A 26,278-nucleotide genomic window follows, 5' to 3' on the forward strand; every position below is an offset into this window, starting at 1 on the left:
AATCCGGAACAGTCTCCGCTGCTGTAACCCCCTCAAAACCCCGTCGATACCTTACGGGCCACTGTTTCAACCTGAAACGGGAAGGCCATCGACGGGCGGGGAAGTCAGAAGACCTGCCGCTTGCAACATACAGTCACAGCTTTCGGCAGAAAGGCTCGTTGTACCATGCTCTACTCCTTGTTTGCTCCCGGCTCGGTCGGGAGACCGTCCATTATTTCTCTTTTTCGCCGCACGGCGCTAGCGGGGCTGTTGCTGGCTTCGTTGCCAGGCTACAGCCAGGTTGCGTCGGCTCGCCCCGCTGCCAAAGCGGTAGCGACGTCCGCCGTACGCGGCCGAACGACGGTTCAGTTTGCCAAGGGCTTTACCATCAGCTACGTAGGTGGCTGTAAGGTAATAACCATCCTGAGCCCTTTCGAGCAGAAGACGACGTCTACGCGCTATCTGCTGGTGCCCCGTGGGGCTAGTCGGCCGGCTGGCTACACCGATGCGGTTGTCATCCAAACGCCCATTCGCAGCTTGGTGGCGCTGTCGTCGATGCACGTGGCGCTGGCCGATTTCCTAGGGGCCGATGATGTAATTGTCGGCCTAGGTGACTTCAAATACGCTTCGGCACCGCGGGTGCGGCAGCGCATTGCCGAGGGCAAGATTATCAACGCCGGGCAGGGACGAGAGCTTAATAATGAGCTACTTATCGCCCAGCACCCCGACTTAGTGATGAGCACTGGTTGGCCTGGTCAAGGCCTCAGTCGCTTTCAAACCCTGCAAGCAGCCGGCGTGCCCGTGATGATCAATTCTGAGTGGGTTGAGTCGACGCCCCTAGGTCGGGCGGAGTGGGTGAAGGTGATGGCCGCTCTGCTCAACAAGGAAGACTTGGTCAATCAGAAGTTTGGCCAAGTGGTGCGTGACTACCAACGCCTAGCTGCCCTCGGCCAGAAAGCCCCCAAGAAACCCAAAGTAGTTGTCGGTCTGCCATTTAAGGACGTGTGGCACGTGCCCGACATGGACAGCTACATGGCGCAGTTTCTGCGCGACGCGGGCACCACATACGCTTGGGACAAGACCAAATCACCCCAGGGTAGCCTCGCCCTGTCGTTTGAAACGGTGTCGCCCGTGGCGCTCAGCGCAGACTATTGGCTGCAAACTGGCTCGGCCAACACCAAGACCGATATCACGGCCCAAGATGCACGCTACGCGGCCTTCGCCCCGTTCAAAAGCAATCGGCTCTATAATAATAACAAGCGTACAAACGCGCAGGGCTCCAACGACTACTGGGAGTCGGGCGCCGTGCGCCCCGACGTAGTGCTGTCGGATCTGATCAAGATCCTGCACCCCGAGCTACTGCCCAAGTGGCAACTCTACTACTACAAGCCAGTTCAGTAAGCCCTGCCTCGCCAGCCTAGCTTCCAATGTAGTCTGCGTGCCTTTTCGCTGTATGTCCTTTCTGACCTAGGCATGCTGCCTGGCACATTTCGGCCGACTCCGAGCGCAGGTCAACCCATTCACCCGCAACCAAGTGGCTGTTCGTCAGCCTTCTTTTTACTTTCCCCTGGCCGGCTTTCCCGGCAAAACCCATGAAGAAAAAACTTTTACGCCGTCGTAACCAAGCTACTCGCATCGAAATCAAGCTCATGTTGGGTACAGTGCTCCTCGTGGGCACGGTGCAAGGCGCGCAGGCGCAGGTACTGGCCGACACGCTGAATCGGCAGCAGCTGGGTGAGGTAGTCGTGACGGCGACTCGCTCGAACGCCGAGCGCGCGAAGCTGCCCCAGCAGATTCAGGTGATTACCCAGAAGGATTTGCGCGCCACTCCTGCCCAGGAGTTTACCGACGTGCTGAAGAAGAATGCTTCGGTCGATGTAATTCAGTACCCTGGCTTGCTGGCGGGCGTGGGCATTCGTGGCTTCCGGCCCCAGAGCAGTGGCCTCAACCAACGGGCGCTGCTGCTCGTCGATGGCCGACCCGCCGGTACCACCAACCTCGCCACGCTCGACCTAGGTAGTGTGCAGCAAATAGAAGTGCTGAAAGGGCCCGCCTCGGCGCTGTACGGCTCGCAGGCGATGGGCGGCGTTGTGAACGTGATTACGCGCCAGTCGCGCGGGGCGGTGCGCTCGTCGCTGTTCACGGAATACGGTAGCTACCAAACCATTAAGCTAGGTGGCGCCACGGGTGGTAACCTCACCGAGAAGCTCGATTTTGACCTGTCTTTCTCCATGTTCGACCGCGCGCAGGACTACAAGCTCGGGAAGGGTGGTATTTTCCGGAAGTGGCTCGACGGCGACGAAGCGACGAAGCTGTATTCTGACGGCACCTCTTTGAGCACCGACGACAAGCGCGCCGACGGGCAGCGTCGCCGCTACACCAAGCTCAACTACTACTCGGGGGCGCTGCGCCTAGGTTACCAACTTAGCAAGCACTGGCGCGTGGACGTACGGGGTGAGTCGTTTTTGGCGCGCAACGTGCAGTCGCCCAATGATGTGTACTACGGCGACCTAGGTAACACCACCAAGGATATTGAGCGCTACAACCTCGACATGGGTGTAACCGCCGACTACGACCACCACCAACTGCTGGTGCGCGCCTACACTTCTAAGGAGACGAACAACAACAATACGCTCTACACCGGCAACACGCCCATCGCGCCGTACCGCTCGTTCCAGAGCCAGTACTTGTGGAAGGGCATTCAGGTGAAGGATATTATCAAGATAGGTCGGCAGAGCATCACGGTGGGCCTCGACCACAACGAGGCGACCAGCAACTCGCTGCGCTACAATGCTACCGGCGCCAACCTAGCTCCATTTAACCCCAACTACGAGCTGAATACGACCGGCATTTACGCGCAAGGGCAGCTGAGCTTGCTGGAAGACAAGCTGATCGTGACGCCCGGCGTGCGCTACGATTTCATTACTTACAACGTGAAGCAAACTGACCTGCTCACCACGTTCACCCCTGGCAAAACCACCAACCCGTTCTTCAGCCCTAGCCTCGGCGCTCAGTACGAGTTGTTCGATGGCCTGCGGGCACACGCCACCATCGGCCGTGCCTATGTGACCCCGGATGCCTACAACGTAGCCGGCTACTCCCAGACCAGCCCTAATGCCAACCGCCAAGTGTCTATCACGCAGGGCAATGCTGACCTGAAGAACGAAAACAGTGTGACCTGGGATGCAGGCGTGCGCTTCGGCCGGCCGACCACCGGCTTCTCGGCCGACGTGACGTACTTTGCTACTCAGGTGCGTAACCGCATCACCACCCGCACCGCTAACCCCGTGGGCGAGACGACGCCCGAGGGCTACATGGTTGCTTCCCGCACCACCTACGTGAATGCCAACGACAGCCAGATCCGCGGCTTGGAAACGGAGCTAGGGTATGACTTTGGCGCCCTCGCCGATAACCGCTACTCGCTGCGCGTGTTCGCCGGCGGCACGAAGATCTTCAAGGCTCAGGACGTGACCAACAACCTGGATAACTCCGAAACGAAGCGGGATATTTTCAACGTGGCTAAGCTGAGCGGCAACTACGGCGTGGTGTACGGCAATACACAGAACGGCCTGAATGCTCGCCTGACCGGTCACTATGCTGGCTACCGCAAAGACACCGATTTCACGGATGTGAAATCGCCCCAAATCACTTATCCACGCTACATGACCCTCGACTTTTCGGTCGGTTATACCTTCGCGGGCAAGCACACCATCTCACTGCTCGTGAATAACTTAACCAACGAAAACTATTACGAGAAGCGCGGCTACAACCTGCCCGGTCGTAACGTTTCGGGCCGTTACGCCATCAACTTCTAAGAACTAGCGGGCCAGTTAGCAGACTGCCTAGGTCGTGTGAATGCCACTAGAAGAACGTCATGCTGAGCTTGCCGAAGCATCTCTCCCGCCATGGTAAATAATATACTTTGGCGATAGAGATGCTTCGGCAAGCTCAGCATGACGTTCAATAGGCTGGCAAAAGGTCCTGACAGCATCTTCATCTACACCTTTTAGGTTAATTCTGCTTACTGTTTTCTTTTCTTCCTTATGCTCTACTACATCTCCGGCGGACAGCGTTCGGGCAAAAGTCGCTACGCGCAGGACCTAGCGTTGCAGCTCAGTCCTAGCCCGGTGTACCTGGCTACGTCGCGGGCCTGGGACGATGACCACCGCCAACGCATTGCCCGGCACGTTTCGGACCGCGACGACCGCTGGACGACGCTAGAGGAGGAAAAGCACCTGAGCCGCCTCGACCTAGCTGGTCGTACCGTTGTGCTCGATTGCGTGACGCTCTGGCTCACGAACTTCTTCACCGATACCAACTACGACGTAGCCGAATCGTTGCGCCAGGCGAAGGCGGAGTTTGACCAGTTGCTAAAGCAAGAATGCACGCTGCTGGTAATTTCAAACGAAATCGGAATGGGCTTGCACGCCTCAAATGAAGCGGGTCGTAAGTTCACGGACCTCCAAGGCTGGCTAAACCAGCACATTGCCCAGCGTGCCGACCACGCCATTTTTATGGTATCGGGACTGCCCCTGACAGTGAAGTAACTTTTTGACTGACAAAGCTTTTATGAAAATATACACCAAAAAAGGCGATACCGGCACCACCGGCCTGTTCGGCGGCCAACGGGTATCGAAGGACGACGTGCGGGTGGAGTGCTTCGGCACCCTTGACGAGGCCAACTCCACCCTAGGTTTGCTGCGCGTGAAGCTAGGTGAAACGCACGCTTGGCAGCCTAATCTCCAACGGATTCAAAAAGATCTGATGGACATGATGTCGCACTTGGCGCGGCCTTCTACGGCCAAGAAAATCAACCCGAATCCAATGCCAGAAGATGGCGCGCAGTTTTGCGAGGAGTGGATTGATGCGCTGGAAAGTCAGATGACTTCGCCTTCTGACTACTTTCTGCTGCCGGGCGGCAACGAAATATCGGCCCTGTGCCACGTGGTGCGCACCCAAATGCGCCGGGGCGAGCGACGCCTCGTGACCCTGATGGCGGAGGATGAAGTGCACCCAGCCATTCCGGCCTATATCAACCGCCTCTCCGACTTGTTCTTCACCCTGGCCCGCGCCGAGATGGACAAAGCCGGCGTAGCCGAGGAGAAATGGCAGCTTTTTCTTTATAAGCGTTTTAAGAAGGCCGAAGAGCCTGCTGCTCCTGACGCCGCGACGGCTACCCCCACCGACGAGCCTACCGCGTGAACAGATGGAACGTCATCGCGCCAGACCTAGGTTTGGCCGCAGCTATTACGCAGAAAATTGACACCAAAACCAAGCCGCTCGGCGCGCTTGGGCAGCTAGAAACCCTCGTCCACCGAATTGCGCTGGTGCAGCAAACCCTGACCCCGGCGCTGCACCGCCCGCACGTGGTGGTGTTCGCCGCCGACCACGGCATTGCGCAGTCCGGTGTGAGCCAATACCCGCCCGAGGTGACGCACCAGATGGTGCGCAACTTCGCGCAGGGTGGTGCGGCTATCAACGTGTTCTGCCGCCAGAATGGGCTTGATCTGACCATCGTAGACGCCGGGGTGCGGGGCAGCTTTGCTGACCTAGCTTCGGTGCGCAACGAAAAGATAGCTGAGGGCACCCAGAACTTTGCGCACTTTCCCGCCATGACGACTGCTCAGTGCACCGAGGCGCTTGAGCGTGGCGCCCGCCTCGCCGATGAGCTGCACGCCAGCGGTTGCAATGTGCTGGGGGTGGGCGAAATGGGCATTGGCAACACGTCGTCGGCCGCCGTGCTCATGCACCGCCTCACGGATCAGCCGCTGGCCGCGTGTGTGGGGCGCGGCACTGGCCTCGACGAAGCGGGCCTAACCCGTAAGCTGGCCATCTTGACCAACGCCGTAGATGCTTACCCGACGGTAGGTTCCAATCCGCTCACCGCACTAGCCACCTTCGGCGGCTTTGAAATTGCGCAGATGTGCGGCGCGTTGCTGCGGGCGGCCGAGCACCGCATGCTGCTACTCATTGATGGCTTTATTGCGACGGCGGCGCTGCTAGTTGCCGCTCGACTGGCACCAAATGTCTTGGCGTATTGTGTGTTCTGTCACGAATCGGGCGAGCAGGGGCACCGGGTGCTGCTAGCGGAGCTAGGTGGTGAGCCGCTGCTGCGCCTTGGGCTGCGGCTGGGGGAAGGTACTGGCTGCGCGCTGGCCTACCCGCTGGTGCAGGCGGCCGTGAACTTCTTAAACGAAATGGCTTCCTTTGCCAGCGCCGGTGTGAGCGACGACTCCGCGACCTAGCATATGATAGCCTTCCTGCGCCACCACTTGCGCCTGTTGCTGCTGGCCGTGCAGTTTTACACCCGCCTGCCAGTGCCGCGCTGGGTGGGCTACTCCGATGAGCTGCTGAACAAATCCACGATCTACTTCCCGCTAGTTGGCTGGCTAGTGGGCGGCGTGGCGGCGGGCGTGTGGCTAGGAGCCAACGTCGTTTTTCGCAACGCCGATGTGGCGTTGCTCCTGAGCATGGTGGCGAGCATTCTGCTCACCGGCGCCTTCCACGAAGACGGATTTGCCGACGTGTGCGACGGCTTCGGTGGCGGCTGGACCAAGGCGAAGATCCTCGAAATCATGAAGGACAGCCGCTTGGGTACCTACGGCGCGACGGGGCTAGGTTTATTGCTCGCGCTGAAGTTCTTAACTCTGCGCGGGCTGCCGCCCAATACGGTTGGTGCTGCCTTGCTGCTGGCTCACCCGCTGAGCCGGGCCACGGCCCTCACCAGCATCTTCACCCACCACTACGCCCGCGCCAACGAAGACAGCAAGGCCAAGCCCGTGGCGAAAAAGCTAGGGGTTGCTGACTTAGCGGCTGGCTGGCTGCTTGGCTTGTTGCCACTACTTTGCTACGTCGTCTGGTATCAGCGCCCGCTACTGCTTTTGGTGCTGCTGCCCCTAATAGTGGTTCAGCGCGGGCTAGCCAACTACTTTCAGCGTTGGATAGGGGGTTACACGGGCGACTGTCTCGGGGCCATTCAGCAAGTGGCTGAGGTCGTTATCTACTTGTTTCTCCTGGCTGGTTTTGCATGGAAGTTTATCTGATTCGCCATACGGCTGTGCAGGCAGCAGGCCTCTGCTACGGCCACTGCGACGTACCGCTGGCTGACACCTTTGCGGCGGAAGCAGCTCAGCTGCAAGCTAAACTGACGCGCCTAGTCTCTCCTTCACCCTCCGGCTACCGCACCTTTAGTAGTCCCGCTCAACGCTGCCTTGCACTGGCCCAAGCGTTGGCAACGGACATCACGCCCGACGAACGCCTGCGCGAAATGCACTTTGGCACCTGGGAAAACCGCCTGTGGAACGACCTGCCGCCCGCCGAAACTACCCCCTGGATGGCCGACTACGTAACGCTCGCCCCACCGCAAGGCGAAACGTTTGGGGCGGTGCAGCAGCGCGCCGCGGCTTTCCTGACCGAGTTGGTAAGCGCCGACCTAGGTTCGGAGCCCATTTTGGTTGTTACACACGGCGGTACCATCCGGGCGTTGGTGTGCCACTGCCTGCAAATTCCACTGCAAAACGCCTTTCAGCTCGGCATCGACTACGGTTCTATCACCCGCTTGAAGTGGCAGCATGAGCGCTGGCAAGTGCTAGGGCTCAATGGGTAGCACCAACTTCTAACGCCGCTCATCGAACACTTGAAATTCGGCGATGGAGGGCTGGTGGTCGTAGCGGTCGATGCGCATGCGCACCTTGCTGCCCCACACCCGGCTAAAGCGGTGGAGCTTGATGCTGGTGCTGTTGGTGCCATTGAACAGCGGCTTCCATGCCACGCCGTTCCAGTATTCGAGCGCATAGTCGGTGATATTGGCTTTCTGCTCGGCTACCACGATGGTATTGAAGCTGCGCTCGTTCTTGAAGTCGATTTCGTACCAGGGCTGCTTTACTGTTTTGTTGGATTGCCAACTGGAGTGGTAGTCATCGTCGTTGGCAAAGTCCATGATGTTCATGTCGTCGCTCCAGCTGGAGTTAGCGGCTTGGTTCTTCGCTAGGTTGCTGGCAATGATGGGCGGTTCCAACGCGGAAAGCTTGGTGGTCGGACCCGCGTTTTTCCAGAGCTTCCCGATTTCTTTCAACCCCGCCAGCGCATTCTCATCGATGAGGCCGTCGCGGTTGGGGGCCACGTTCAAAATGAAATTGCAGCTGTTTTCGTTGAGCGGCACCAGCGTCTCGTTTACCAGCTTGGCGGGGTCGCGCACGGGCACTGTGGGGAAGTCCGTTTTCCAGAACCAAGCGCTGTTGATGGGCAAGCACGCCAGTGAAGGCATGCGCTTGCTGCCAGGAGCTAGGCGTTGGCCGGCACCCATTTCGTAAGTCTTGATGTCGGTGTAGTAGAGTCCTTCGGCGGGGTACTTGGCGCCGTTCAAGTCCATCACCAAGCAATCAGGCTGCAACGACTTAACGAGGGTATAAATGTCCTCGAAGGGCACGTCGTCGTAGGAAATACGCGACCAGGGAGCATCCCAGCCGTCAATAATCAGGGCTTCAATCTTACCATAGTTGGTCAGCAGCTCGGTTAGCTGCGTCTTGATCATGGCAATGTGCGCGGGCGTAATCTGGTTGGGCCGCAGCTTGTGGTGCGTATCCAGGATGGAATAGTAGAGCATGACCTTCAGGCCATTGGCCCGAAACGCATCGGTGAACTGCCGTACCACATCCTTCTTGTACGGGCTGTTCATCACGCTGTAGTCGGTGCTCTTGGTATCCCAGATGCAGAAGCCGCTGTGGTGCTTCGTGGTCAGGCAGCCGTAACTCATGTTGGCCGATTTGGCGGCCTTTGCCCACTGCGTGGCATTGAGCTTCTTGGGGTTAAACAGCGCCGGCGACGCCTCCGGATCCGGCCAGTCCTGATCCATGTACGTCGGAATGTTGAAGTGAATGAACATGCCGAAACGCAGGTCGACGAATTGCTGCTGCAGCTGGCCTAGGTTGGCTGCACTACTACCCGCCGTAGTCGGTTGCGCGGGTAGCAGAGTAGGCCACGCGAGGCATAGGAGCAGAAAAACAGCGAGCGAGTAGGGGCGAAAAAGCATAGCGAAAGGCCTAAGGGTATGGCGAAGAAAGCATTAAGAACGCTGTCAAACCTAACCATTATATACTAAGGTTAGGCTATTATATACCACTTGACTGTATACTGATGCTGAACTGTTGGCTTTTCTGCAACCACTTTCGGCAATGTAATAGCTGCTTTTACAAGATCTGACCAACATTTGGGTTTAGAGCATACTCAGTCGAGTAAATAACTAGCTAGGCTCAGAGCCGTGCTGCCGCTAGTTGGCGTTGGCTAGCTCAATGGCTTTTCCCAAAAACTCGTCGCAGCCTTCGCGCATCTAGATGATTTTCTCTAGGTAGGTACTTGATTGGATGCCCACGCCGTGGTGCTGGCTACCGTCGTGCTTGTCCACCTCCATGCCGGTCCAAAAAATGCTGTTATTGCCGTTGGTACCGGCCGTGGGTCGTCCGATGATAGTGGCGAGCTTGTAGCCCTCAGTAAAGCCCAGGAAGCTTTGATGGCGCTACCGTCGGTAATGAAGCTATAGGTGAACGCCGGCAGCGCTTGGTAAGGACCAACACGCAAAATGCCCAACCATAGGGCCGGGCATTTTTGGCAAAGGCCTGCTGTGCTTCAGCTTACGCGTCGCGCCGTTTTGCGGCCTGCACGGCATGGTCTACTGCCCGCGCCGTAAGCGCCATGTAGGTCAGCGAAGGGTTTTGGGTGGAAGTCGAGGTCATGCAGGCCCCGTCGGTCACGTACACGTTGGGGCAGGCGTGCAACTGGTTCCACTTGTTGAGCAGCGACGTTTTAGGGTCGTGGCCCATGCGCACCCCGCCCATTTCGTGAATATCAAGGCCCGGCGCCTGTTTGGAGTTGATCGTCTTGATATTGGTGAAGCCGGCCTTCGTGTACATCTCCGTAAACTGCTCGTAGAAGTCCTGCTTCATCTTGGCGTCGTTGTCGTCGTAGGCGACCGAAACCGACAGCAGCGGCATGCCCCACTCATCCTTGTGCTTGGGGTCGAGGCGCACGTAGTTGGTTTCCTTCGGAATGGTTTCGCCCATCATGTGCGACCCTACTTGCCAAGGACCTAGCGTCGGATTCTCTAGGCTCTTTTTGAAATCGGCACCTAGCCCATCACTATCCGAACCGAAATAACGAGAAGCGCCAAAACCAGCGGCATAGCCCCGCAGGAAGTTGGTTTCTTGCTTAAACACGTTGCGGAACCTCGGGATGTAGCCGCCACCCGCCGGATTGCGCCCGTCCGTGGTCAAGTTCTGAAACCCTTCGTATTCGGCGCTGATCCGGGCGCTGTAGTTGTGGAATGCCACAAACTTGCCCAATAAACCGTTGTCGTTACCTAGCCCCTGCGGAAAACGGTGCGATATGGAGTTCAGCAACAATAAGTTGGTATTCAACGCGCCCGCATTCACGAACAGAATAGGCGCGTAGTATTCCGTCACGGCTTTGGTATGGGCATCTAGCACGCGGATGCCCGTGGCGCGGCCCTGCTGCTCGTCGTACAAAATAGAATGCACCACTGAGTCGGGCCGCAGCGTCAGGTGCCCCGAGCGCATTGCCCACGGAATAGTAGACGAGTTGCTGCTGAAATACCCCCCAAATGGGCAGCCGCGCTGGCAGAGTGTCCGGTTTTGGCATTGCCCCCGGCCTTGCTGCGCGTGAATAGCCTTCGGCTCCGAGAGGTGGGCACAACGCGCACTGATAACGTGACGATTAGCGTACTTGCTCTTGACGTGCTTGCTGAAATAATCCTCCACGCAATTCAGGGGGAAGGCCGGCAGAAATTCGCCATCGGGTAGCTGCGGCAAGCCATCGGCGTGGCCGCTGATGCCTGCAAACTTCTCTACGTAGCTGTACCACGGCGCTAGGTCCTGGTAGCGGATGGGCCAGTCGACGGCAAACCCGTCGCGGGCCGGGCCTTCAAAATCGAAGTTGCTCCAGCGCTGCGTCTGGCGAGCCCACATCAGCGACTTGCCTCCCACTTGGTAGCCCCGAATCCAGTCGAACGGCTTTTCCTGCACGTACGGATGCTCGGCATCCTTCACAAAGAAGTGCATCGCGTCCTCCCTGAAGGCGTAGCAACGATTGATAACGGGGTTGGCTTTCTGAATATCCTGGGGTATTTCACCGTTGTGCGCAAACTCCCACGGATACAGGTTGGTCGTCGGGTAGTCTTTGATGTGTTTTACGTCCCGGCCGCGCTCCACTACCAAGGTTTTCAAGCCTTTGTCGGTGAGCTCTTTGGCTGCCCAGCCGCCACTTATGCCCGAGCCAATCACGATGGCATCGAACGTGCGCGCCTTAATGCTGTCGATATTAAGATTGGCCATGGTGCTTGCGGGCTAGGTCAAGTTTCTTGGTGGGGAAGTAGCCATTGTAACGGCTCGGCACTAGCTCATACACAACTTCTTGGGTCATGAAATACTTGCTCTTCGTATAGCCCGCCGCCGCTAAGCGCTTCGTTGTGTGATAGAAGTGCGCTAGGTCGGTAGGGGAGCCTTTCTGCTGATCGAGCCCCCGTAGCATGGCTAGCTTTTGCTGCGGAGTGCACGCCGCGAAGCCTAGGTTGTGCTGCTGGTGTGCGGCGTTGTCCAGCTGCTTCAGGCCGTTCAGAAAAGCTTGCTGGTCTTTTAGTTTGCCGCAATCGTCGAGCATGCGCAGCACGTACAGGTGCAGCCTTAGGTCCTTGGCACCGGGCGTGTCTGTTTTCGGCAGAATGGTTTCGCATACTTCAGCCAGAAGGGCTTCTTGGCTGGCGCTCACCGGCAAGTGCCGGAGCGAAATAGAAGCCGGAGCTTCCTGGACAGCCTCGTGAAAACAGGCGGGCAGTACCACGGCTGTGCCCGTCACAAAAGCTAGGTTTCTAAGAGCTGTACGCCGGTTCATAGTACGTGAGCGTAGGGATGTTTAGGACGTGTAAGCTACAGATTTTCTGTCATAAAGCATGGGTGCTGAGGTGAGTGGCCGTGCAGCATTCGTGGCAAAATATGTATATCATTGCCGTGCGCTATTACTGCGGGGCTCAGTAGTAGCGCTGGCGCATCGCCTGCCCGAACGCCCTTTTTCTCCCTTTATTCCACCTCAACTCCTTATGACACAGCGAAGAGATTTTTTAAAGCAAGCCGGCTTGCTCTCAGCCATTTCCCTGATGAATCCTGGTCTGCTACTGGCCGCGCCTTCTTCGCTCAAAGTGGGGTTGCAGCTCTACACCCTACGGGAGTATATCGACAAGGACCCCAAAGGGGTGCTAGCCAAAGTTGCCAAAGCGGGCTACCAAGAGGTGGAAACGTACGGCTACAGCAAAGACAAGGGCTTCTGGGGCTTGAGCGCGAAGGAATTAAAATCGGTGCTAGCAGCCAATGGGTTAACAACATCCGCCGGGCATTATGGCCTAGATGATTTCATCAGCGGCGCTAGCCAAGATAGTCTGAAAGCGGCTATTGAAGCGGCCAAGGCTTGCGGTCAGGCTTACGTTGTAGTGCCTTCCATGGACAGTAAGTCGCTGACTAAAGTTGATGACCTCAAGCGCGTAGCCGGCAAACTCAACGAGGCCGGTCGGATGTGCAAAGCGGCGGGCCTGAAACTAGCCTACCACAACCACAACTTTGAGTTCAAGCCCGTTGACGGCACCATGCTCTACGATGTGTTGCTGAAGGAAACAGACCCCGCACTCGTCGATTTTGAAATGGATATCTACTGGGTGGTGCGCGCTGGGCAAGATCCGCTCAAGCTAATTGCGCAGCACCCGAAGCGCTTCACCATGTGGCACGTGAAAGACATGGAAAAAGCCGACCCCGAGCATAACACCGAAATAGGAAACGGCACCATCGATTTCAAGAAGATCTTCCAGCAGGCTTCCACGTCTGGGGTGAAGCACATTTTCATGGAGCAGGAGTACTTCGCCATGGACGCGTACAAGAGTATTACGCAAAGCGCGGCGTACATCAAGAAGAGCTTACTGTCATAAGACTGCTGCACTACCTAGCTTCAAAGAAAAAGCACCCGGCACTAGTGCCGGGTGCTTTTTCTTTGAAGCTAGGTAGTATCGTTGGACCTAGGCCGGCAACTGGCTCACGGCAAGCTCAATGCGCTCAGCCGTTTCCTGCGGACCTAGGATGCTCATGATGTGCATGAGGTCAGGGCCCGCACTAGCACCTGTTACAGTCACACGCAAGGCTTGCAGCACCTGGCCGATTTTAATGCCTTGCTGCTCTAGCACTTGCGTCAAGAGTGCCTTGATGCCATCAGGTGTCGTATCGGTAGCGGCAGGAAGTGCCTTCGCAAACTCCGTGAGGCCGCCGGCCACTTGCGCGTTCCACTTCTTGCTAATTACCTGCTGATCGTAGCTGCTGGGGCGCTCAAAGAAGAGCTGCGCTTCGCGGGCTAGGTCGGCGGAGAACGTGGCGCGTTCTTTCACGAGGCCAGCAATCTGCTCTAGCTTATCAGCGGGATAATCAACTCCAATGCCTTGCTCGTTGAGCTCCGTTACCAGATATTGGGCTAGCTCCGCGTCGGGCTTGGCGCGCAGGTATTGCTCGTTGTACCACCGCACTTTGTTCTGGTCGAAGCGGGCGGGCGACTTGCTCACGCGCTCAATCGTGAAGGCTTCGATCAGCTCCTGCATCGTGAACAACTCCTGCTGCGTGCCGGGGTTCCAGCCCAAGAAAGCTAGGAAGTTGATGAACGCCTCGGGTAGGTAGCCGCCTTCGCGGTAGCCGCTACTCACCGTTGGCTGGCCCGTTTCGGCATCTACGCCGTGCCATTCCAAAGGAAACACCGGGAAACCGAGCCGGTCGCCGTCGCGCTTGCTGAGCTTGCCGGTGCCGTCGGGCTTGAGCAGCAGCGGCAAGTGGGCAAACTGTGGCATGGTGCTTTCCCAGCCAAAATAGCGGTACAGCAGCACATGCAGCGGCGCCGAGGGTAGCCACTCTTCGCCCCGAATCACGTGCGTAATTTCCATCAAATGGTCGTCCACGATGTTGGCTAGGTGGTAGGTCGGCATGCCGTCCGACTTCATCAGCACCTTATCATCAATGGCCGAGGAGTGCACCACTACCCAACCGCGAATCAGGTCATTGAAGCGCACTTCTTCTTTGCGCGGCACCTTCAGGCGAATTACGTAAGGCGTACCGCTATCGAGCAGCTGCTTTACCTCGTCCTCCGGCAGCGTGAGCGAGTTGCGCATCTGGCTGCGGGTGATGGAGTTATATTGCGGGTTCGGCACTTTGGCGGCCGTCAGGCGCGCACGCAAGGCGTCGAGCTCTTCGGGCGTATCGAAGGCATAGTAGGCATGGCCGCTGTCGAGGAGCTGCTGGGCGTACTGCATGTACATAGGCTTCCGCTCACTCTGCCGATACGGCGCGTGCGGACCACCCACCCAGGGGCTTTCATCTAGCTCAATGCCGCACCACTCCAAGCTCTGGCGGATGTATTCTTCCGCGCCGGGCACGAAGCGATTTTGATCGGTGTCCTCGATGCGCAGCAGCATTTTGCCGCCTAGCTTGCGGGCCAGCAAATAGTTATACAGCGCAGTGCGCACGCCGCCAATGTGCAGCGGACCAGTAGGGCTAGGTGCAAAACGCACCCGTACTTCTCTCTCCATACAAATAGGTTGCGGCCTCAATCAGTCCAAAACCGCGGCGCAAAGGTACGGAAGAGTAATGAGTGACTGCGTAGCTGAGTGACGGAGTACATAATTTGTTTACTCAGCCACTCAGCCACTTTTTAGTCTCTGTTGCGGAAAGCTAGGTAGAGCCCGAGCCCAACCAGCGTTACACCACCCCGGATTGCCCAGGCTACAGTGGGTCCCCATTCGTCAATCCAGGTCAGCAGCATGTGGTGAACGCCAAAAAAGGGCAGAATCAGTGATAATAAGCCAAGTAGGAAAAGGCCAAGTCCGAGCTCTTTCATAAAGTGAGTAGGTAAGATGGTGAAGCAAAGAGTAGATGCCGGAGTAGCTGCATTTTCACACCGGTTCCACTCATTTTTTCCATCTCACCGGCTCACTACTTCACGGCGATGCAAGAAATTTCCACTTGCACGTCTTTGGGTAAGCGAGCCACTTCCACGGTTTCGCGGGCCGGCGCGTAATCAGCCGAGAAGTAACTGCCGTAGATTTCGTTGATCAAACCAAAATTGCCGAGGTCTTTCACGAAGATGCTGGACTTCACCACGTCAGTGAGGGTATAGCCGGCCGCGCCCAACACCGCTTGTAGGTTGCGCATCACCTGGTGCGTTTCGGCGGCTACGTCGCCGTCGCCGACTAGCTGGCCCGTGGCTGCATCTAAGGCAATCTGACCCGAAACGTAAATGGTGTTGCCAGCCTGAATAGCTTGGCTGTACGGCCCAATAGGAGCAGGTGCTTGGTCGGAATAAACAATGGTGTTGGCCATAACGCAGGAGCTTGGTGTAGTTAAAAATTTGTGAGGCGCAAAGTAAGCGTTAACCAGCACAAGGTCAGGGGAAGCATAATGGATGGGCACCTAAACTGCTTTTCAACCAAGTAGCGCATTATCATCTAGGTGCTTTGCAGAGGTATCGCTAAGCTGTTGCCATAAAGCTTGGTGCACCTTAGCATGCGCCGAATAAGTTCTGAAGAATGCGGGTCGTGTGAACACTCATTCCCCGAGGATAGCTCAAAAAAGCTTGAATTACTACACAGGAGCTAGCGCTCCTAGGTTTTGGCGCTGCTAAGCTGGCAGAGCGTTCGTTCCTCTCTAGCATCCATTGATTAAGAGCTTGTTACATCACAACGGTATAGGAGAATACAATAAGAAATGTTCAAAATATTATTAGATTTGTTTAAACTACCTTTCAGTTTTACTCTCCACGCTTTCTTTATGAACAGGACTTTTATTCTGTCTTCGTTACTGGCAGTCACTAGCGCCGTTTCTGCTCAGGCTCAGCAGGCTTATTCCGTTAAAGCCCAGCGCACGTTCCTAGATCAAACTACCATTGACCGCACAGTAAAGCCCGGCGACGATTTTTTCAGCTATGCGAACGGTGGGTGGGTTAAAGCCAATGAGATTCCTGCCACCGAAGCTTCGTGGGGAAACGCACCCATTATCCAAAAACAAACTCGGCTTCGCCTGCAGGAACTAATCAAGGCAACCGCCGCCAAGAAAAACAAACCAGGTAGTGACGCCCAAAAGCTGCAGGATTTTTACAACAGCGGCATGAATACGGCTACCATCGACAAGCTAGGTATTCAACCCGTGCAGGCCGATCTAAAGCGCATCGACGCCATCAGCAGCCCGCAGGGAGTAGTGGCCGAAACCACTACACAGTTTGCGGCGGGGCTAACCGGACGCATTGCTCCCTTGTTTGACCTAGATCACCTAGCTGATCCTATGAGCAACGATGTCGAAATTGTAACGCTTAGCCAGGGAGGCATGGGGCTACCCGAGAAGTCTTACTATTCCGATGCCAGTCCGAAAGCTGTAGCCATCCGGACGAAATACGTGGCGTACCTCCAGCAGTTGTTAGAGCTTTCGGGAACTCCTAAAGAGGCGGCTCAGTCGAAAGCCACGGCTATTATGGCCCTGGAAACCCGTATGGCCACGGGGGCTCGCACGGCTACGGAGAACCGAAATATCCAGAAGCTGTTGAACTACTACACGCTGGATAAGGCGCAACAGCAGTTTCCGCTGCTAGGGTTTAGCACCCTGTTTCAGAAATTGAATATTCCATCAGCCAAAATACTGGTGGCGCAGCCCGAGTTCTTTGATGGGCTCAACAAAGAGCTGACCGCCACGTCCCTGGCCACGTGGAAAGATTACCTGAAGGTGCGCTTGCTCAGCAATGCGGCGCCATATCTAAGTACCCCTTTCGCCGATGCTAACTTCACATTCTACGCAACCGCCTTATCCGGCCAAACGCAGATGCGGCCCCGGAACGAGCGGATCGTGGGGGCTACGGATGCGATGCTGGGTGAGATTCTGGGCAAAGTGTACGTGGAGAAATACTTCACGGCCGACGCCAAGAAAAGGATAGACGATCTAGTGCAAAACGTGGTGACCACTTTCGCCGAGCGCATCCGGACCAATGGCTGGATGACCGAACCAACGAAAGAAAAGGCCCTGCAGAAACTGAGCACCGTGCGAAGAAAGATTGCTTACCCCGATCAATGGCGCGATTATTCTGCCTTGCAGATTGGCCCCAACTACTTCAGCAACGTAAAAGCCGCCCAGGCTTTTGATTTTCTTGATGGGATGAACCGGGTCGGCAAACCCGTAAACCGCGACCTGTGGACCATGACGCCGCCCACGTTGAATGCGTACTACAATCCTTTGAACAATGAAATTGTGTTTCCCGCGGGTATTCTGCAGCCGCCCTTCTTCGACCCGCAGGCTGATGACGCGGTAAACTATGGGGGCATTGCCACGGTGATTGGGCACGAAATCAGCCACGGCTTTGACGACCAAGGCAGTCAGTTCGACGCGCAGGGACGCTTCACCAACTGGTGGACTAAAGTAGACCAGGAAAACTTTACAGCGCGGGGTGCGGCCCTGTCCAAGCAGTTCAGCCAATACGTGGCCCTCGACACGCTGCATGTCAATGGCAAGCTCACTCTAGGGGAAAACATTGGGGACTTATGTGGCGTAACGGTGGCTTATCAGGCGTTTAAAAAAACGGCGCAGGGCAAGAGCACGCAGTTGATTGATGGCCTCACGCCCGACCAACGCTTCTTCCTGTCTTATGCCACCATCTGGCGCCGAAAGGTTCGCACTGAAAGCTTGCGGACGCAGGTGCTTACCGATCCTCATTCTCCCGCTCAGTTCCGGGTGGATGGGCCGCTGTCGAACCTAGATGCATTCTACACCGCCTTCAACATCAAAGAAGGCGACGCTATGTGGCGGCCCGTCAACGAACGAGTGACCATTTGGTAGTGTAAAGAAAGGATGTACCGGAATGCGAAGTGCCCCAATCGATACGCTTTATGCGTATCGATTGGGGCACCCATAAATTAGAATAAGGCGCTATTCCACCGTTACCGACTTCGCTAGATTACGTGGCTGGTCGACATTGCAGCCGCGTAGTACCGCAATGTGGTAGGAGAGTAACTGTAGCGGAATCACGGACACGAGTGGCATGAGTACTTCGCTCGTGGCGGGCACTTCAATCACGAACTCCGCCATCTGCGGAATCACGGTGTCGCCTTCCGTCGTGATGGCAATGATGCGCCCCTTGCGAGCCTTCACTTCCTGAATGTTTGAAACTACCTTTTCGTAAGAGCTGTCCTTGGTGGCAATAACCACCACCGGCATGTTCTCGTCAATCAGCGCGATCGGGCCGTGTTTCATCTCGGCAGCTGGGTAGCCTTCGGCGTGGATGTAGCTGATTTCCTTCAGCTTCAGAGCACCTTCCAAAGCCACCGGGAAGTTGTAGCCCCGGCCTAGGTAAAGGAAGTTGGTAGCATCCTTGAAGATCTCAGAAATCTGCTCAATCTCCGTGTTGAGGGCCAGGGCTTGCTCTACCTTCGTTGGGATGTTGCTGAGTTCCACCATCAATTCGCGCAACTTAGGCTCGGATAGCGTGCCGCGCTTGTGACCTACGATCATCGCCAGCAGCGTGAGGACCGTGACCTGTGCGGTGAAAGCCTTGGTAGAAGCCACTCCAATTTCTGGTCCGGCGTGGGTGTAAGCACCCGCATCGGTAGCGCGTGCGATACTTGAGCCTACCACGTTGCAGATGCCGAAGATAGTAGCGCCTTTGCTCTTGGCTAGCTCAATGGCCGCTAGAGTATCAGCCGTTTCCCCTGATTGCGAAATGGCAATCACGATGTCGCGCTCGGTGATAATCGGGTTGCGGTACCGGAACTCCGACGCATACTCTACTTCCACCGGAATACGAGCTAGGTCTTCCAGCAAGTATTCGGCTACTAAGCCAGCGTGCCACGAAGTACCGCATGCCACAATAATAATGCGCTGTGCATTGACAAACTTCTGCTCGTAAGAGCGGATGCCACCCATGTTCAGGTGACCAGCCTCCAGCTCCAAGCGGCCCCGCATTGAATCTAGAATCGACTTCGGCTGCTCAAAGATTTCTTTCAGCATAAAGTGCTCGTAGCCACCCTTCTCAATGCTATCTAGTTCTAACTCTAGCTTCTGGATGTAAGGAGTCTGCTGGATGTCCTCCCTGGTGCGAATGTCGAGTTTCCCGTTGCGGATAACAGCAATTTCATGGTCATTGACATACACCACGTCGCTGGTGTACTCAATAATAGGTGTAGCATCAGAAGCTAGGAAGAACTCGTCTTGCCCGATGCCGATTACCAACGGTGAGCCTTTGCGCGCCGCAATCAGCTGGTTGGGCTCGTCACGGCTAAGCACGACGATGGCATAAGCGCCTACTACTTCGTGCAGGGCCAAACGAACCGCCTCTTCCAGGGTGCATTGGTTTTGCTTCTGAATCTCTTCTATTAGATTGACAAATACTTCTGTATCCGTTTCCGAGTGAAACACGTGTCCTTGTTGCTGCAAGTGCGTTTTCAGCGCGGCGTAGTTCTCGATGATGCCATTATGGATGATGGCAATGCGTTCGGAAGTAGAATAGTGCGGGTGGGCGTTGGTATCGTTAGGTTCTCCGTGTGTGGCCCAACGCGTGTGACCCATCCCAATTGTGGCGTGGGTGTCTTTCTCAGCTATGAAGGTCTCAAGCTCCTTCACTTTGCCTTTCTTTTTATAAACATTCAGCGCACCATTGAGCAAAGCAATGCCCGCTGAGTCGTAGCCGCGGTACTCGAGGCGACGTAAGCCTTTGATAATAATGGGACAAGCCTCGCGATACCCGATGTAAGCTACAATTCCGCACATAATAAGTAAGAAGAAAAGTTAATAGAAGGTGGGAAAAAGACCTGCCGGTCTTCAAAGGTTATGCCGCAATAAAAAGTTGCTAAAATTTTAGCAAAGCAAACATTAATATACGACAAATCTACATTCACCGCATTTCCAAGCTACCTAGTTGAGTGAATCACAACTAGGGTTAGCGTGCTAAGCTTAAGCATAACGCGTTTAGCTACTGAAGTAGGCAATGATCAGACAGTACTTCCCGGCTAAAGCACGTGGTATCTTAAGTTTACTTTAGGACTATAATGACCTAGGTACAAACAAAAATCTCCGTAGTCGATCATGCTAGGCAGATCAGCTACGGAGATGTAAGTATTATCCGAACTATGACTAGCTATTAGCTAGCTAGCTCATTGTATAGCGCGTAGTAGGAGGTAAGCGGATTCTCATCGGCGCCTACTTGAGCAAATCGGCATTTCTGCGAGTACTCGGAAAAAAGAGCGTTCAAGTTGTCGCTGAAGTCTTCGTCCGACTTTTGCACGGAGTCGGCATACTCCATTCCTACTTTGATGAAACCGCCGAAATCGGCTGACTTCAGCGCAGCGAGCATCGCATCATCAATATCGAGCATTTTAGCCTTCTCGATGATGTCGCCTTCAAACTTATGGTCAAATTCGTTGTTGTAGACCGTAAACACAGATTTTGCGTCTTTGAAGATCGGATCTTTCTTGTAGGTCGTCTTCAAGTACATCGGAATCAGGCCCGTCATCCAGTCATTGCAGTGCACAATATCGGGTGACCAACCTAGCTTTTTTACCGTCTCTAATACACCTTTGCAAAAGAAGATGGCACGTTCGTCATTATCGGCGTGGAACTTATCGTTCTTGTCTACCAGCACCGATTTGCGATGAAAATAATCTTCATTATCGATAAAATACACCTGTAATTTCGCGTTCGGAATTGAGGCTACTTTAATGATGAGCGGCTTTTCTTCCTCTCCCACGGCGATATTGATGCCCGATAACCGTACTACTTCATGCAGGCGATTCTTGCGCTCGTTGATGATACCGAAACGGGGTACGAAAATGCGGATTTCCATCCCCATTTCCTGCATACCCTGCGGCAACATCCGCAGAAACTCCGCTACCTTGGTGGTCTGCAAAAAAGGATTGATTTCCGTGGCAGCATAGAGTATTCTCAGCTTGGACATAATGGGTAGTTTCGTGTGGTTGAGAAAGGACAACACTTTGGGTGCACAAAATTAAACAAATTTGAGGGAAATTTCAACTAAACCCATTTGCCGTTCTGTGTCGTCGGCTACTTTACCTATGCAGATACTACAATCTGCCCCGGCTTTGCAAGCCCAAACGGAAGCTTGGCGCCAACAAGGATTACGCATTGGCTTGGTGCCTACCATGGGCGCATTGCACGAAGGACACCTACAACTAGTGCGAACTGCTGCCGCCGAAAATGATGTAGTTGTGGCGAGCATTTTTGTCAATCCTACTCAATTCAATAATGCTGAGGACTTTAGATTATACCCGCGCTTGCCCGAAGCGGATGCTGAACTATTAGGCCCAGCTGGTTGCACAGCTTTGTTTATGCCCGGCGTCGAGCAGATGTATCCTACTCCTGCTAAGCTGCGATTTGACTTCGGTGCACTAGAGCACGTAATGGAAGGCGCTTTCCGCCCGGGGCACTTTAATGGGGTGGCCACGGTGGTGAGTAAACTTTTTCACCTAGCCCGGCCTCATCGTGCGTATTTCGGACAAAAAGACTTGCAGCAAGTCACTATTGTTCGTCAAATGGTGGCAGACCTGTCATTCGATTTGGAAGTAGTTGCCTTCCCCACGGTGCGCGAGGCTGATGGCCTAGCTATGTCGTCGCGCAACCGACGACTGACGCCCGCCGACCGCACCCGCGCGCCCCGCCTGTACCAAGCCCTTGAGCTAGCCGCCGAGCAGCTACGAGCGGGTCAGTCTGCCGCCGCCGCCCGGCAAGCCGCCATCGACTACCTAGCCCAGGAGCCGGCTATCCAGCTAGAGTACCTGGAGGTAGCCGATGCCCAAACCTTGCAGCCTGCGCCTACGCAACCAGTGGCTGAACAATCCTTAGCTATTTGTTTGGCGGCTAGCCTCGGCGATGTGCGCCTGATTGATAACGTGGTAGTGTAGAGTGACTGAGCGGCTGAGTGTGGTTGTCAAATAGCACTCAGCCGCTCAGTCACTCTTACTTCTGTATCTTTGTCGGCTTTATTTTTCAGCCGTATTTCAGCCATGTATATTGAAGTCCTCAAATCCAAGATTCACCGGGTTAAAGTCACGCAAGCCGAGCTGCATTATGTAGGCAGTATCACCATCGACGAAGATTTGCTCGACGCGGCCAACATGGTCGAAAACGAGAAAGTGACTATTGTAAACGTCAACAACGGGGAGCGTTTCGAAACGTACACCATCCGAGGCGAACGAGGCTCGGGAATGATTTGCCTCAATGGCCCAGCGGCCCGCAAAGTAGCCGTGGGGGACATCATTATTATCTTCTCCTACGGCTTCGTTGACTTCGCCGAAGCGCGTGCGCACAAGCCTACGCTCGTCTTTCCTGACCAGCACAACCGCCTGACCTAGGTCAACATCGGGGAAGGCGCCGCGTACAAATAGTTCCGCTATCTTGCTTCCTTACAATCCCACCTTTCTTATCTGCTATTACCTTTAGGCCCTATTTGGGCCCTAAGGCGAGATTTTTTGTAGGATTTGTACCTAAGCAATCAACGAAGTGATGAAACAGCTTCTTACCATTCTCAAGTATGCACTGCTGCTCTCGGTGTCGGGGTTACTCATGTGGTATGCCGTGCAAGGGCAAGACTTGAGTCGTATCGGTCAGAGCGTACGAGAAGCAAACTACTCTTGGCTGATTATCACAATGGTGTTGTCGGCGCTGGGGTATTTCAGTCGGGCCTACCGGTGGAAGATGCAAATCGACCCAACGGGGCACAAACCCTCTTACTGGGACGTGTATAATGCTATGATGGTAGGCTACTTAGCTAACCTAGTGTTGCCACGTATGGGAGAAGTTATTCGGTGTTCGGTGTTGCAGCGCACGAGCAAGGTGCCGGTGCAAGTATCGCTCGGCACTGTTGTAACAGAACGGGTCATCGACGTGATGGTGTTGCTTGGGCTGTTAGGGGCTACGTTATTGCTAGATTTTCAAACCTTTTGGAAGTTCGTAACAGACAAGATTTTAGGTGGGCGCTACGACGAGCTAGCGCGCAATCCAACGCCTCTAGTGGTAGCTGGTCTAATTGTAATCGTGCTCTTGGTGGGATTGATTTATACTCTCTTCCAAAACCTAGAGCGGCTTCGGCAGAATGCGCTGTTCAATAAAGTAATCCTCTTTGCAAAAGGGCTACTCGCCGGCGTGTTTAGCATCCTAAAGCTGGAGAACAAAGGCTTATTTCTGCTCCATACCTTCTTTACGTGGCTAGTGTATTACCTCATGGATTACCTCGCCTTTTTCTGCTTCCCTGCCACCTACGACCTAGGTATGCGGGCCGGGTTGGCCGTTCTGACTTTCGGCGCTTTTGGTATGGCAGCACCCGTGGCGGGTGGTATTGGGCCGTTCCACGTGATGGTACAGGGTATTCTGCTTGCCTATGGTATCAGCAAGGATGCGGGCATTGCTTATGCGCTGGTCGTACACGGTTCTCAAACACTCTTAGTCGTGCTGATGGGCGGAATTAGCTTCGCTATAAGCATGCTCAAATCAGGCCGTACGGTGCCCTCAGTCACAACGGCTCCTCTTACTGTAGCTTCGCCCGTTGATGTGGAGTAAAGACAAAATCTTCAGTCGCTCAGCTATCGGAACAGTGGCCGCTGAATGGCGCGCCCACGGCCGCCGGGTGGTGTTCACCAATGGCTGTTTCGACCTCTTACACCTAGGTCATGTCGATTACCTAGAAAAAGCGAGGCACCTCGGCGACGCCATGATTGTGGGGCTCAATACGGATGCTTCCGTAAGTCGCCTCAAGCCCGGCCGGCCGCTCCAAGATGAAGATGGTCGGGCGCGCATCCTAGCTTCTTTGATGTTCGTGGATGCCGTAGTGCTATTCGACGAACCAACGCCGCTGGAGCTCATTACGCAGGTACGGCCCGACATTCTGGTGAAAGGCGACGATTACGCGATTAGCGGAATTGTCGGACATGAATTTGTGTTAAATAACGGTGGACAGGTTCTGACCGTACCGTTGGTAGCGGGCTACAGTACCACCCGCATCGTGGAGCGTATCCGCGAACAACTTTAACTCTCTTCTTCCATGTCTGGCTTTCCCATTTTTCCTTTTCTGATTTTGATGATGGTCGTGAGCTGGTTGATCCAGTGGCGACTCCGTAGCAAGATGGCTAAGTACGCGCAGATCGGCTTGCAGTCGGGACTCTCCGGCCGCCAGATTGCCGAGCTGATGCTCGCTGACCATGGCATCACAGACGTGCGGGTTATTTCAACGGAAGGACGCCTGACCGACCACTATAACCCCGCTGACAAAACCGTAAACCTCAGCGAAGCTGTGTATGAGGAGCGCAGTGCCGCCGCCGCTGCTATTGCGGCGCACGAATGTGGCCACGCGGTGCAGCACGCTACTGCTTACAGCATGTTGCAGTTCCGGTCGGCCATGGTGCCCGCGTTGAGCGCCGTGTCGCGCTTCATGCCGTTCGTTCTGATGGCAGGCGTTTTTATGCTTCGTTCGACACCAGTTCCGCTAGGTGTAGGTATTGCGCTGTTTTCGCTTACAACGCTTTTCAGCTTTGTGACGCTTCCTGTTGAATTTGATGCTAGCCGTCGGGCCCTTGCTTGGATTGATCGCCGCGGCATCGTAACAACGCAAGAACATGCCATGGCCAAAGATGCCTTGTGGTGGGCCGCAATGACTTACGTAGTAGCCGCACTATCATCGTTGGCAACGTTGCTCTATTATGTGAGCATCTTCATGGGAGGCCGCGACCGTCGCTAATTGTTTAGTTAAGTAGTAGTTCTTCACGGCCGCTTCGCACTGCGAAGCGGCCGTTGTTTTTTCAGCTAGCTCGTCATCACTACGCTACTGAAGCATTGGAAGCTAGAAAGTATGCATGCCGAAGAAAAATAAGGGCTATTTGCTTATCCTGCCGATTCTGCCTTTTATTTTTGATACAGCAACGCTACCCTATCCTCACCCGTTGTTTTATTACCCACCCAACCTTTCCTGTATGGATTTCCAACTCACAGAAGAGCAGCTAGCCGTTCAGGCCGCTGCCCGCGACTTTGCCCAGAATGAGCTTTGGGCTGGCGTTATTGAACGCGACGAACACCAAAAATTTCCCGCCGAGCAAATCAAAAAAATGGGCGAGCTAGGCTTTATGGGCATGATGGTAAGCCCCGAGTACGGAGGCAGCGGTCTTGATACGGTATCATACGTGCTAGCTATGGAAGAAATCTCCAAGGTAGACGCCTCGTGTTCTGTTATCATGTCCGTGAACAATTCGCTTGTATGCTGGGGCTTAGAGAAATTCGGTACTGAAGAACAGAAGCAGAAGTATCTGACGAAGCTAGCCAGCGGCGAGATTATTGGAGCTTTCTGTTTATCTGAACCCGAAGCAGGCTCCGATGCTACGATGCAACGCACTACCGCCGAAGACAAAGGCGACTATTATTTGCTTAATGGCACCAAGAACTGGATTACCAACGGCAGTTCTGCTTCCGTGTACTTAGTTATCGCCCAGACAAATCCAGAGTTGAAATCCCGCGGCATCAACGTGCTGATCGTAGATAAAGATACCCCTGGTTTTACCATTGGTCCGAAGGAGAACAAGCTAGGTATTCGGGGTTCCGACACGCACTCGCTCATGTTCAACGATGTGAAGGTGCCTAAGGAAAATCGTATTGGGCCCGATGGCTTCGGATTTAAGTTTGCCATGCAGGTGCTAGCTGGTGGCCGTATCGGCATTGCGGCGCAAGCCCTAGGTATCGCGTCGGGAGCCCTCGAGCTCTCCCTGAAATATGCGCAACAACGGAAAGCTTTTGGGGTAGAAATTGCTAAGCACCAAGCGATTCAGTTCAAGCTAGCTGACATGGCAACGGAAATTGATGCTGCTCGATTGTTGTGCCTGAAAGCAGCCAGCGACAAAGACCAACAGCTCGACTATAGCAAGTCGGGCGCCATGGCAAAACTCTTTTCTTCGAAAGTTGCAATGGACAGCGCTGTTGAAGCGGTCCAGATTCATGGTGGCTACGGTTTTGTCAAAGAATACCATGTTGAGCGGCTCATGCGCGACGCCAAAATCACCCAGATTTATGAGGGTACTTCCGAGATTCAGAAAATTGTAATCTCGCGGGAATTATTAAAATAAGATTAGCGCTGCTTTAAAGCCAGAATATTTGCACTAAACCCAGCCAAAAAACGGCTGGGTTTTCGTTTTTGTGAATTTTTATATCTTATTTTGCATTGTCTAAGTTTGACAGCCCCCCGAACC

Annotated in this window: 23 protein-coding genes and 1 riboswitch; of the genes, 15 read left to right on the plus strand and 8 right to left on the minus strand. The window is 54.8% G+C overall.

Features of this window, described 5'->3' with window-relative positions:
• A riboswitch (cobalamin riboswitch) is annotated at positions 1-135 on the plus strand. This riboswitch is flagged as partial in the annotation.
• Between the two features lie 30 nt (positions 136-165).
• The 7 genes from BXP70_RS24790 (at position 166) to cobC (ending at position 7,585) form a co-directional block, all read left to right on the plus strand.
• Complete coding sequence (locus BXP70_RS24790) at positions 166-1,380, plus strand: ABC transporter substrate-binding protein (RefSeq protein WP_086596821.1); 1,215 nt, start codon at positions 166-168, stop codon at positions 1,378-1,380.
• 191 nt (positions 1,381-1,571) lie between these two features.
• Positions 1,572-3,794: a TonB-dependent receptor gene (locus BXP70_RS24795; RefSeq protein WP_086596822.1), complete on the plus strand. Its 2,223-nt coding sequence runs from the start codon at positions 1,572-1,574 to the stop codon at positions 3,792-3,794.
• A gap of 228 nt (positions 3,795-4,022) precedes the next feature.
• A complete protein-coding gene (locus BXP70_RS24800) occupies positions 4,023-4,526 on the plus strand; it encodes a bifunctional adenosylcobinamide kinase/adenosylcobinamide-phosphate guanylyltransferase (RefSeq protein WP_086596823.1) in 504 nt (167 codons plus the stop codon).
• A 22-nt stretch (positions 4,527-4,548) separates the two neighbouring features.
• Entirely contained in the window at positions 4,549-5,181 is a 633-nt protein-coding gene (locus BXP70_RS24805) for a cob(I)yrinic acid a,c-diamide adenosyltransferase (RefSeq protein ID WP_086596824.1), read from the plus strand.
• Entirely contained in the window at positions 5,178-6,224 is a 1,047-nt protein-coding gene (gene cobT, locus BXP70_RS24810; protein WP_086596825.1) for a nicotinate-nucleotide--dimethylbenzimidazole phosphoribosyltransferase, read from the plus strand. Before BXP70_RS24805 ends, cobT begins: the two co-directional genes overlap by 4 nt.
• A gap of 3 nt (positions 6,225-6,227) precedes the next feature.
• On the plus strand, positions 6,228-7,022 hold the full coding sequence (locus BXP70_RS24815) for an adenosylcobinamide-GDP ribazoletransferase (RefSeq protein WP_086596826.1): 795 nt from the start codon (positions 6,228-6,230) through the stop codon (positions 7,020-7,022).
• On the plus strand, positions 7,007-7,585 hold the full coding sequence (gene cobC / locus BXP70_RS24820) for an alpha-ribazole phosphatase family protein (protein ID WP_086596827.1): 579 nt from the start codon (positions 7,007-7,009) through the stop codon (positions 7,583-7,585). Before BXP70_RS24815 ends, cobC begins: the two co-directional genes overlap by 16 nt.
• Positions 7,586-7,594: 9 nt before the next feature.
• Here cobC and BXP70_RS24825 read toward each other — a convergent pair whose 3' ends face one another.
• The 3 genes from BXP70_RS24825 to BXP70_RS24840 all read right to left on the minus strand — a co-directional run bounded on the left by BXP70_RS24825 (position 7,595) and on the right by BXP70_RS24840 (position 11,880).
• Entirely contained in the window at positions 7,595-9,010 is a 1,416-nt protein-coding gene (locus tag BXP70_RS24825; protein ID WP_086596828.1) for an alpha-L-fucosidase, read from the minus strand.
• 598 nt (positions 9,011-9,608) lie between these two features.
• Complete coding sequence (locus tag BXP70_RS24835; RefSeq protein ID WP_086596830.1) at positions 9,609-11,324, minus strand: GMC oxidoreductase; 1,716 nt, start codon at positions 11,322-11,324, stop codon at positions 9,609-9,611.
• Positions 11,311-11,880: a gluconate 2-dehydrogenase subunit 3 family protein gene (locus tag BXP70_RS24840; RefSeq protein WP_086596831.1), complete on the minus strand. Its 570-nt coding sequence runs from the start codon at positions 11,878-11,880 to the stop codon at positions 11,311-11,313. The genes BXP70_RS24835 and BXP70_RS24840 overlap by 14 nt, the downstream gene beginning before the upstream one ends.
• Before the next feature lie 205 nt (positions 11,881-12,085).
• Here BXP70_RS24840 and BXP70_RS24845 point away from each other — a divergent pair, with 205 nt between their 5' ends.
• Positions 12,086-12,961: a sugar phosphate isomerase/epimerase family protein gene (locus BXP70_RS24845; RefSeq protein WP_086596832.1), complete on the plus strand. Its 876-nt coding sequence runs from the start codon at positions 12,086-12,088 to the stop codon at positions 12,959-12,961.
• A gap of 87 nt (positions 12,962-13,048) precedes the next feature.
• On the opposite strand, the gene gltX is transcribed toward BXP70_RS24845, so the two are convergent.
• The 3 genes from gltX to BXP70_RS24860 all read right to left on the minus strand — a co-directional run bounded on the left by gltX (position 13,049) and on the right by BXP70_RS24860 (position 15,386).
• Positions 13,049-14,596: a glutamate--tRNA ligase gene (gltX, locus tag BXP70_RS24850; RefSeq protein WP_086596833.1), complete on the minus strand. Its 1,548-nt coding sequence runs from the start codon at positions 14,594-14,596 to the stop codon at positions 13,049-13,051.
• 122 nt (positions 14,597-14,718) lie between these two features.
• Positions 14,719-14,904, minus strand: coding sequence for a hypothetical protein (locus BXP70_RS24855; protein ID WP_086596834.1), 186 nt, complete (start codon positions 14,902-14,904; stop codon positions 14,719-14,721).
• Between the two features lie 95 nt (positions 14,905-14,999).
• The gene (locus tag BXP70_RS24860; protein WP_086596835.1) at positions 15,000-15,386 is read right to left on the minus strand and encodes a RidA family protein; all 387 of its coding nucleotides are present in this window, start codon (positions 15,384-15,386) and stop codon (positions 15,000-15,002) included.
• A 447-nt stretch (positions 15,387-15,833) separates the two neighbouring features.
• Between BXP70_RS24860 and BXP70_RS24865 the strand changes: the two genes are divergently transcribed.
• A complete protein-coding gene (locus BXP70_RS24865; RefSeq protein ID WP_179197830.1) occupies positions 15,834-17,882 on the plus strand; it encodes a M13 family metallopeptidase in 2,049 nt (682 codons plus the stop codon).
• A gap of 90 nt (positions 17,883-17,972) precedes the next feature.
• Here BXP70_RS24865 and glmS read toward each other — a convergent pair whose 3' ends face one another.
• Together glmS and BXP70_RS24875 are read right to left on the minus strand one after the other, a co-directional pair.
• The gene (glmS, locus tag BXP70_RS24870; protein WP_086596837.1) at positions 17,973-19,808 is read right to left on the minus strand and encodes a glutamine--fructose-6-phosphate transaminase (isomerizing); all 1,836 of its coding nucleotides are present in this window, start codon (positions 19,806-19,808) and stop codon (positions 17,973-17,975) included.
• A 370-nt stretch (positions 19,809-20,178) separates the two neighbouring features.
• On the minus strand, positions 20,179-20,991 hold the full coding sequence (locus BXP70_RS24875) for a glycogen/starch synthase (RefSeq protein WP_086596838.1): 813 nt from the start codon (positions 20,989-20,991) through the stop codon (positions 20,179-20,181).
• A 118-nt stretch (positions 20,992-21,109) separates the two neighbouring features.
• Here BXP70_RS24875 and panC point away from each other — a divergent pair, with 118 nt between their 5' ends.
• The 6 genes from panC to BXP70_RS24905 all read left to right on the plus strand — a co-directional run bounded on the left by panC (position 21,110) and on the right by BXP70_RS24905 (position 26,155).
• Positions 21,110-21,955 carry a pantoate--beta-alanine ligase gene (gene panC / locus BXP70_RS24880; RefSeq protein WP_086596839.1) on the plus strand — a complete coding sequence of 282 codons (846 nt, stop codon included), beginning with the start codon at positions 21,110-21,112 and terminating at the stop codon, positions 21,953-21,955.
• Positions 21,956-22,057: 102 nt separating this feature from the next.
• Positions 22,058-22,405 carry an aspartate 1-decarboxylase gene (gene panD, locus BXP70_RS24885; protein WP_086596874.1) on the plus strand — a complete coding sequence of 116 codons (348 nt, stop codon included), beginning with the start codon at positions 22,058-22,060 and terminating at the stop codon, positions 22,403-22,405.
• A 151-nt stretch (positions 22,406-22,556) separates the two neighbouring features.
• The gene (locus BXP70_RS24890) at positions 22,557-23,609 is read left to right on the plus strand and encodes a lysylphosphatidylglycerol synthase transmembrane domain-containing protein (protein ID WP_086596840.1); all 1,053 of its coding nucleotides are present in this window, start codon (positions 22,557-22,559) and stop codon (positions 23,607-23,609) included.
• Complete coding sequence (gene rfaE2, locus BXP70_RS24895) at positions 23,599-24,078, plus strand: D-glycero-beta-D-manno-heptose 1-phosphate adenylyltransferase (RefSeq protein ID WP_086596841.1); 480 nt, start codon at positions 23,599-23,601, stop codon at positions 24,076-24,078. The genes BXP70_RS24890 and rfaE2 overlap by 11 nt, the downstream gene beginning before the upstream one ends.
• Positions 24,079-24,090: 12 nt before the next feature.
• Entirely contained in the window at positions 24,091-24,783 is a 693-nt protein-coding gene (locus tag BXP70_RS24900; RefSeq protein WP_179197831.1) for a zinc metallopeptidase, read from the plus strand.
• Between the two features lie 232 nt (positions 24,784-25,015).
• The gene (locus BXP70_RS24905) at positions 25,016-26,155 is read left to right on the plus strand and encodes an acyl-CoA dehydrogenase (protein WP_086596876.1); all 1,140 of its coding nucleotides are present in this window, start codon (positions 25,016-25,018) and stop codon (positions 26,153-26,155) included.
• Positions 26,156-26,278: the final 123 nt, after the last annotated feature.

This window comes from Hymenobacter crusticola (assembly GCF_002154225.1).
Lineage (GTDB): Bacteria > Bacteroidota > Bacteroidia > Cytophagales > Hymenobacteraceae > Hymenobacter > Hymenobacter crusticola.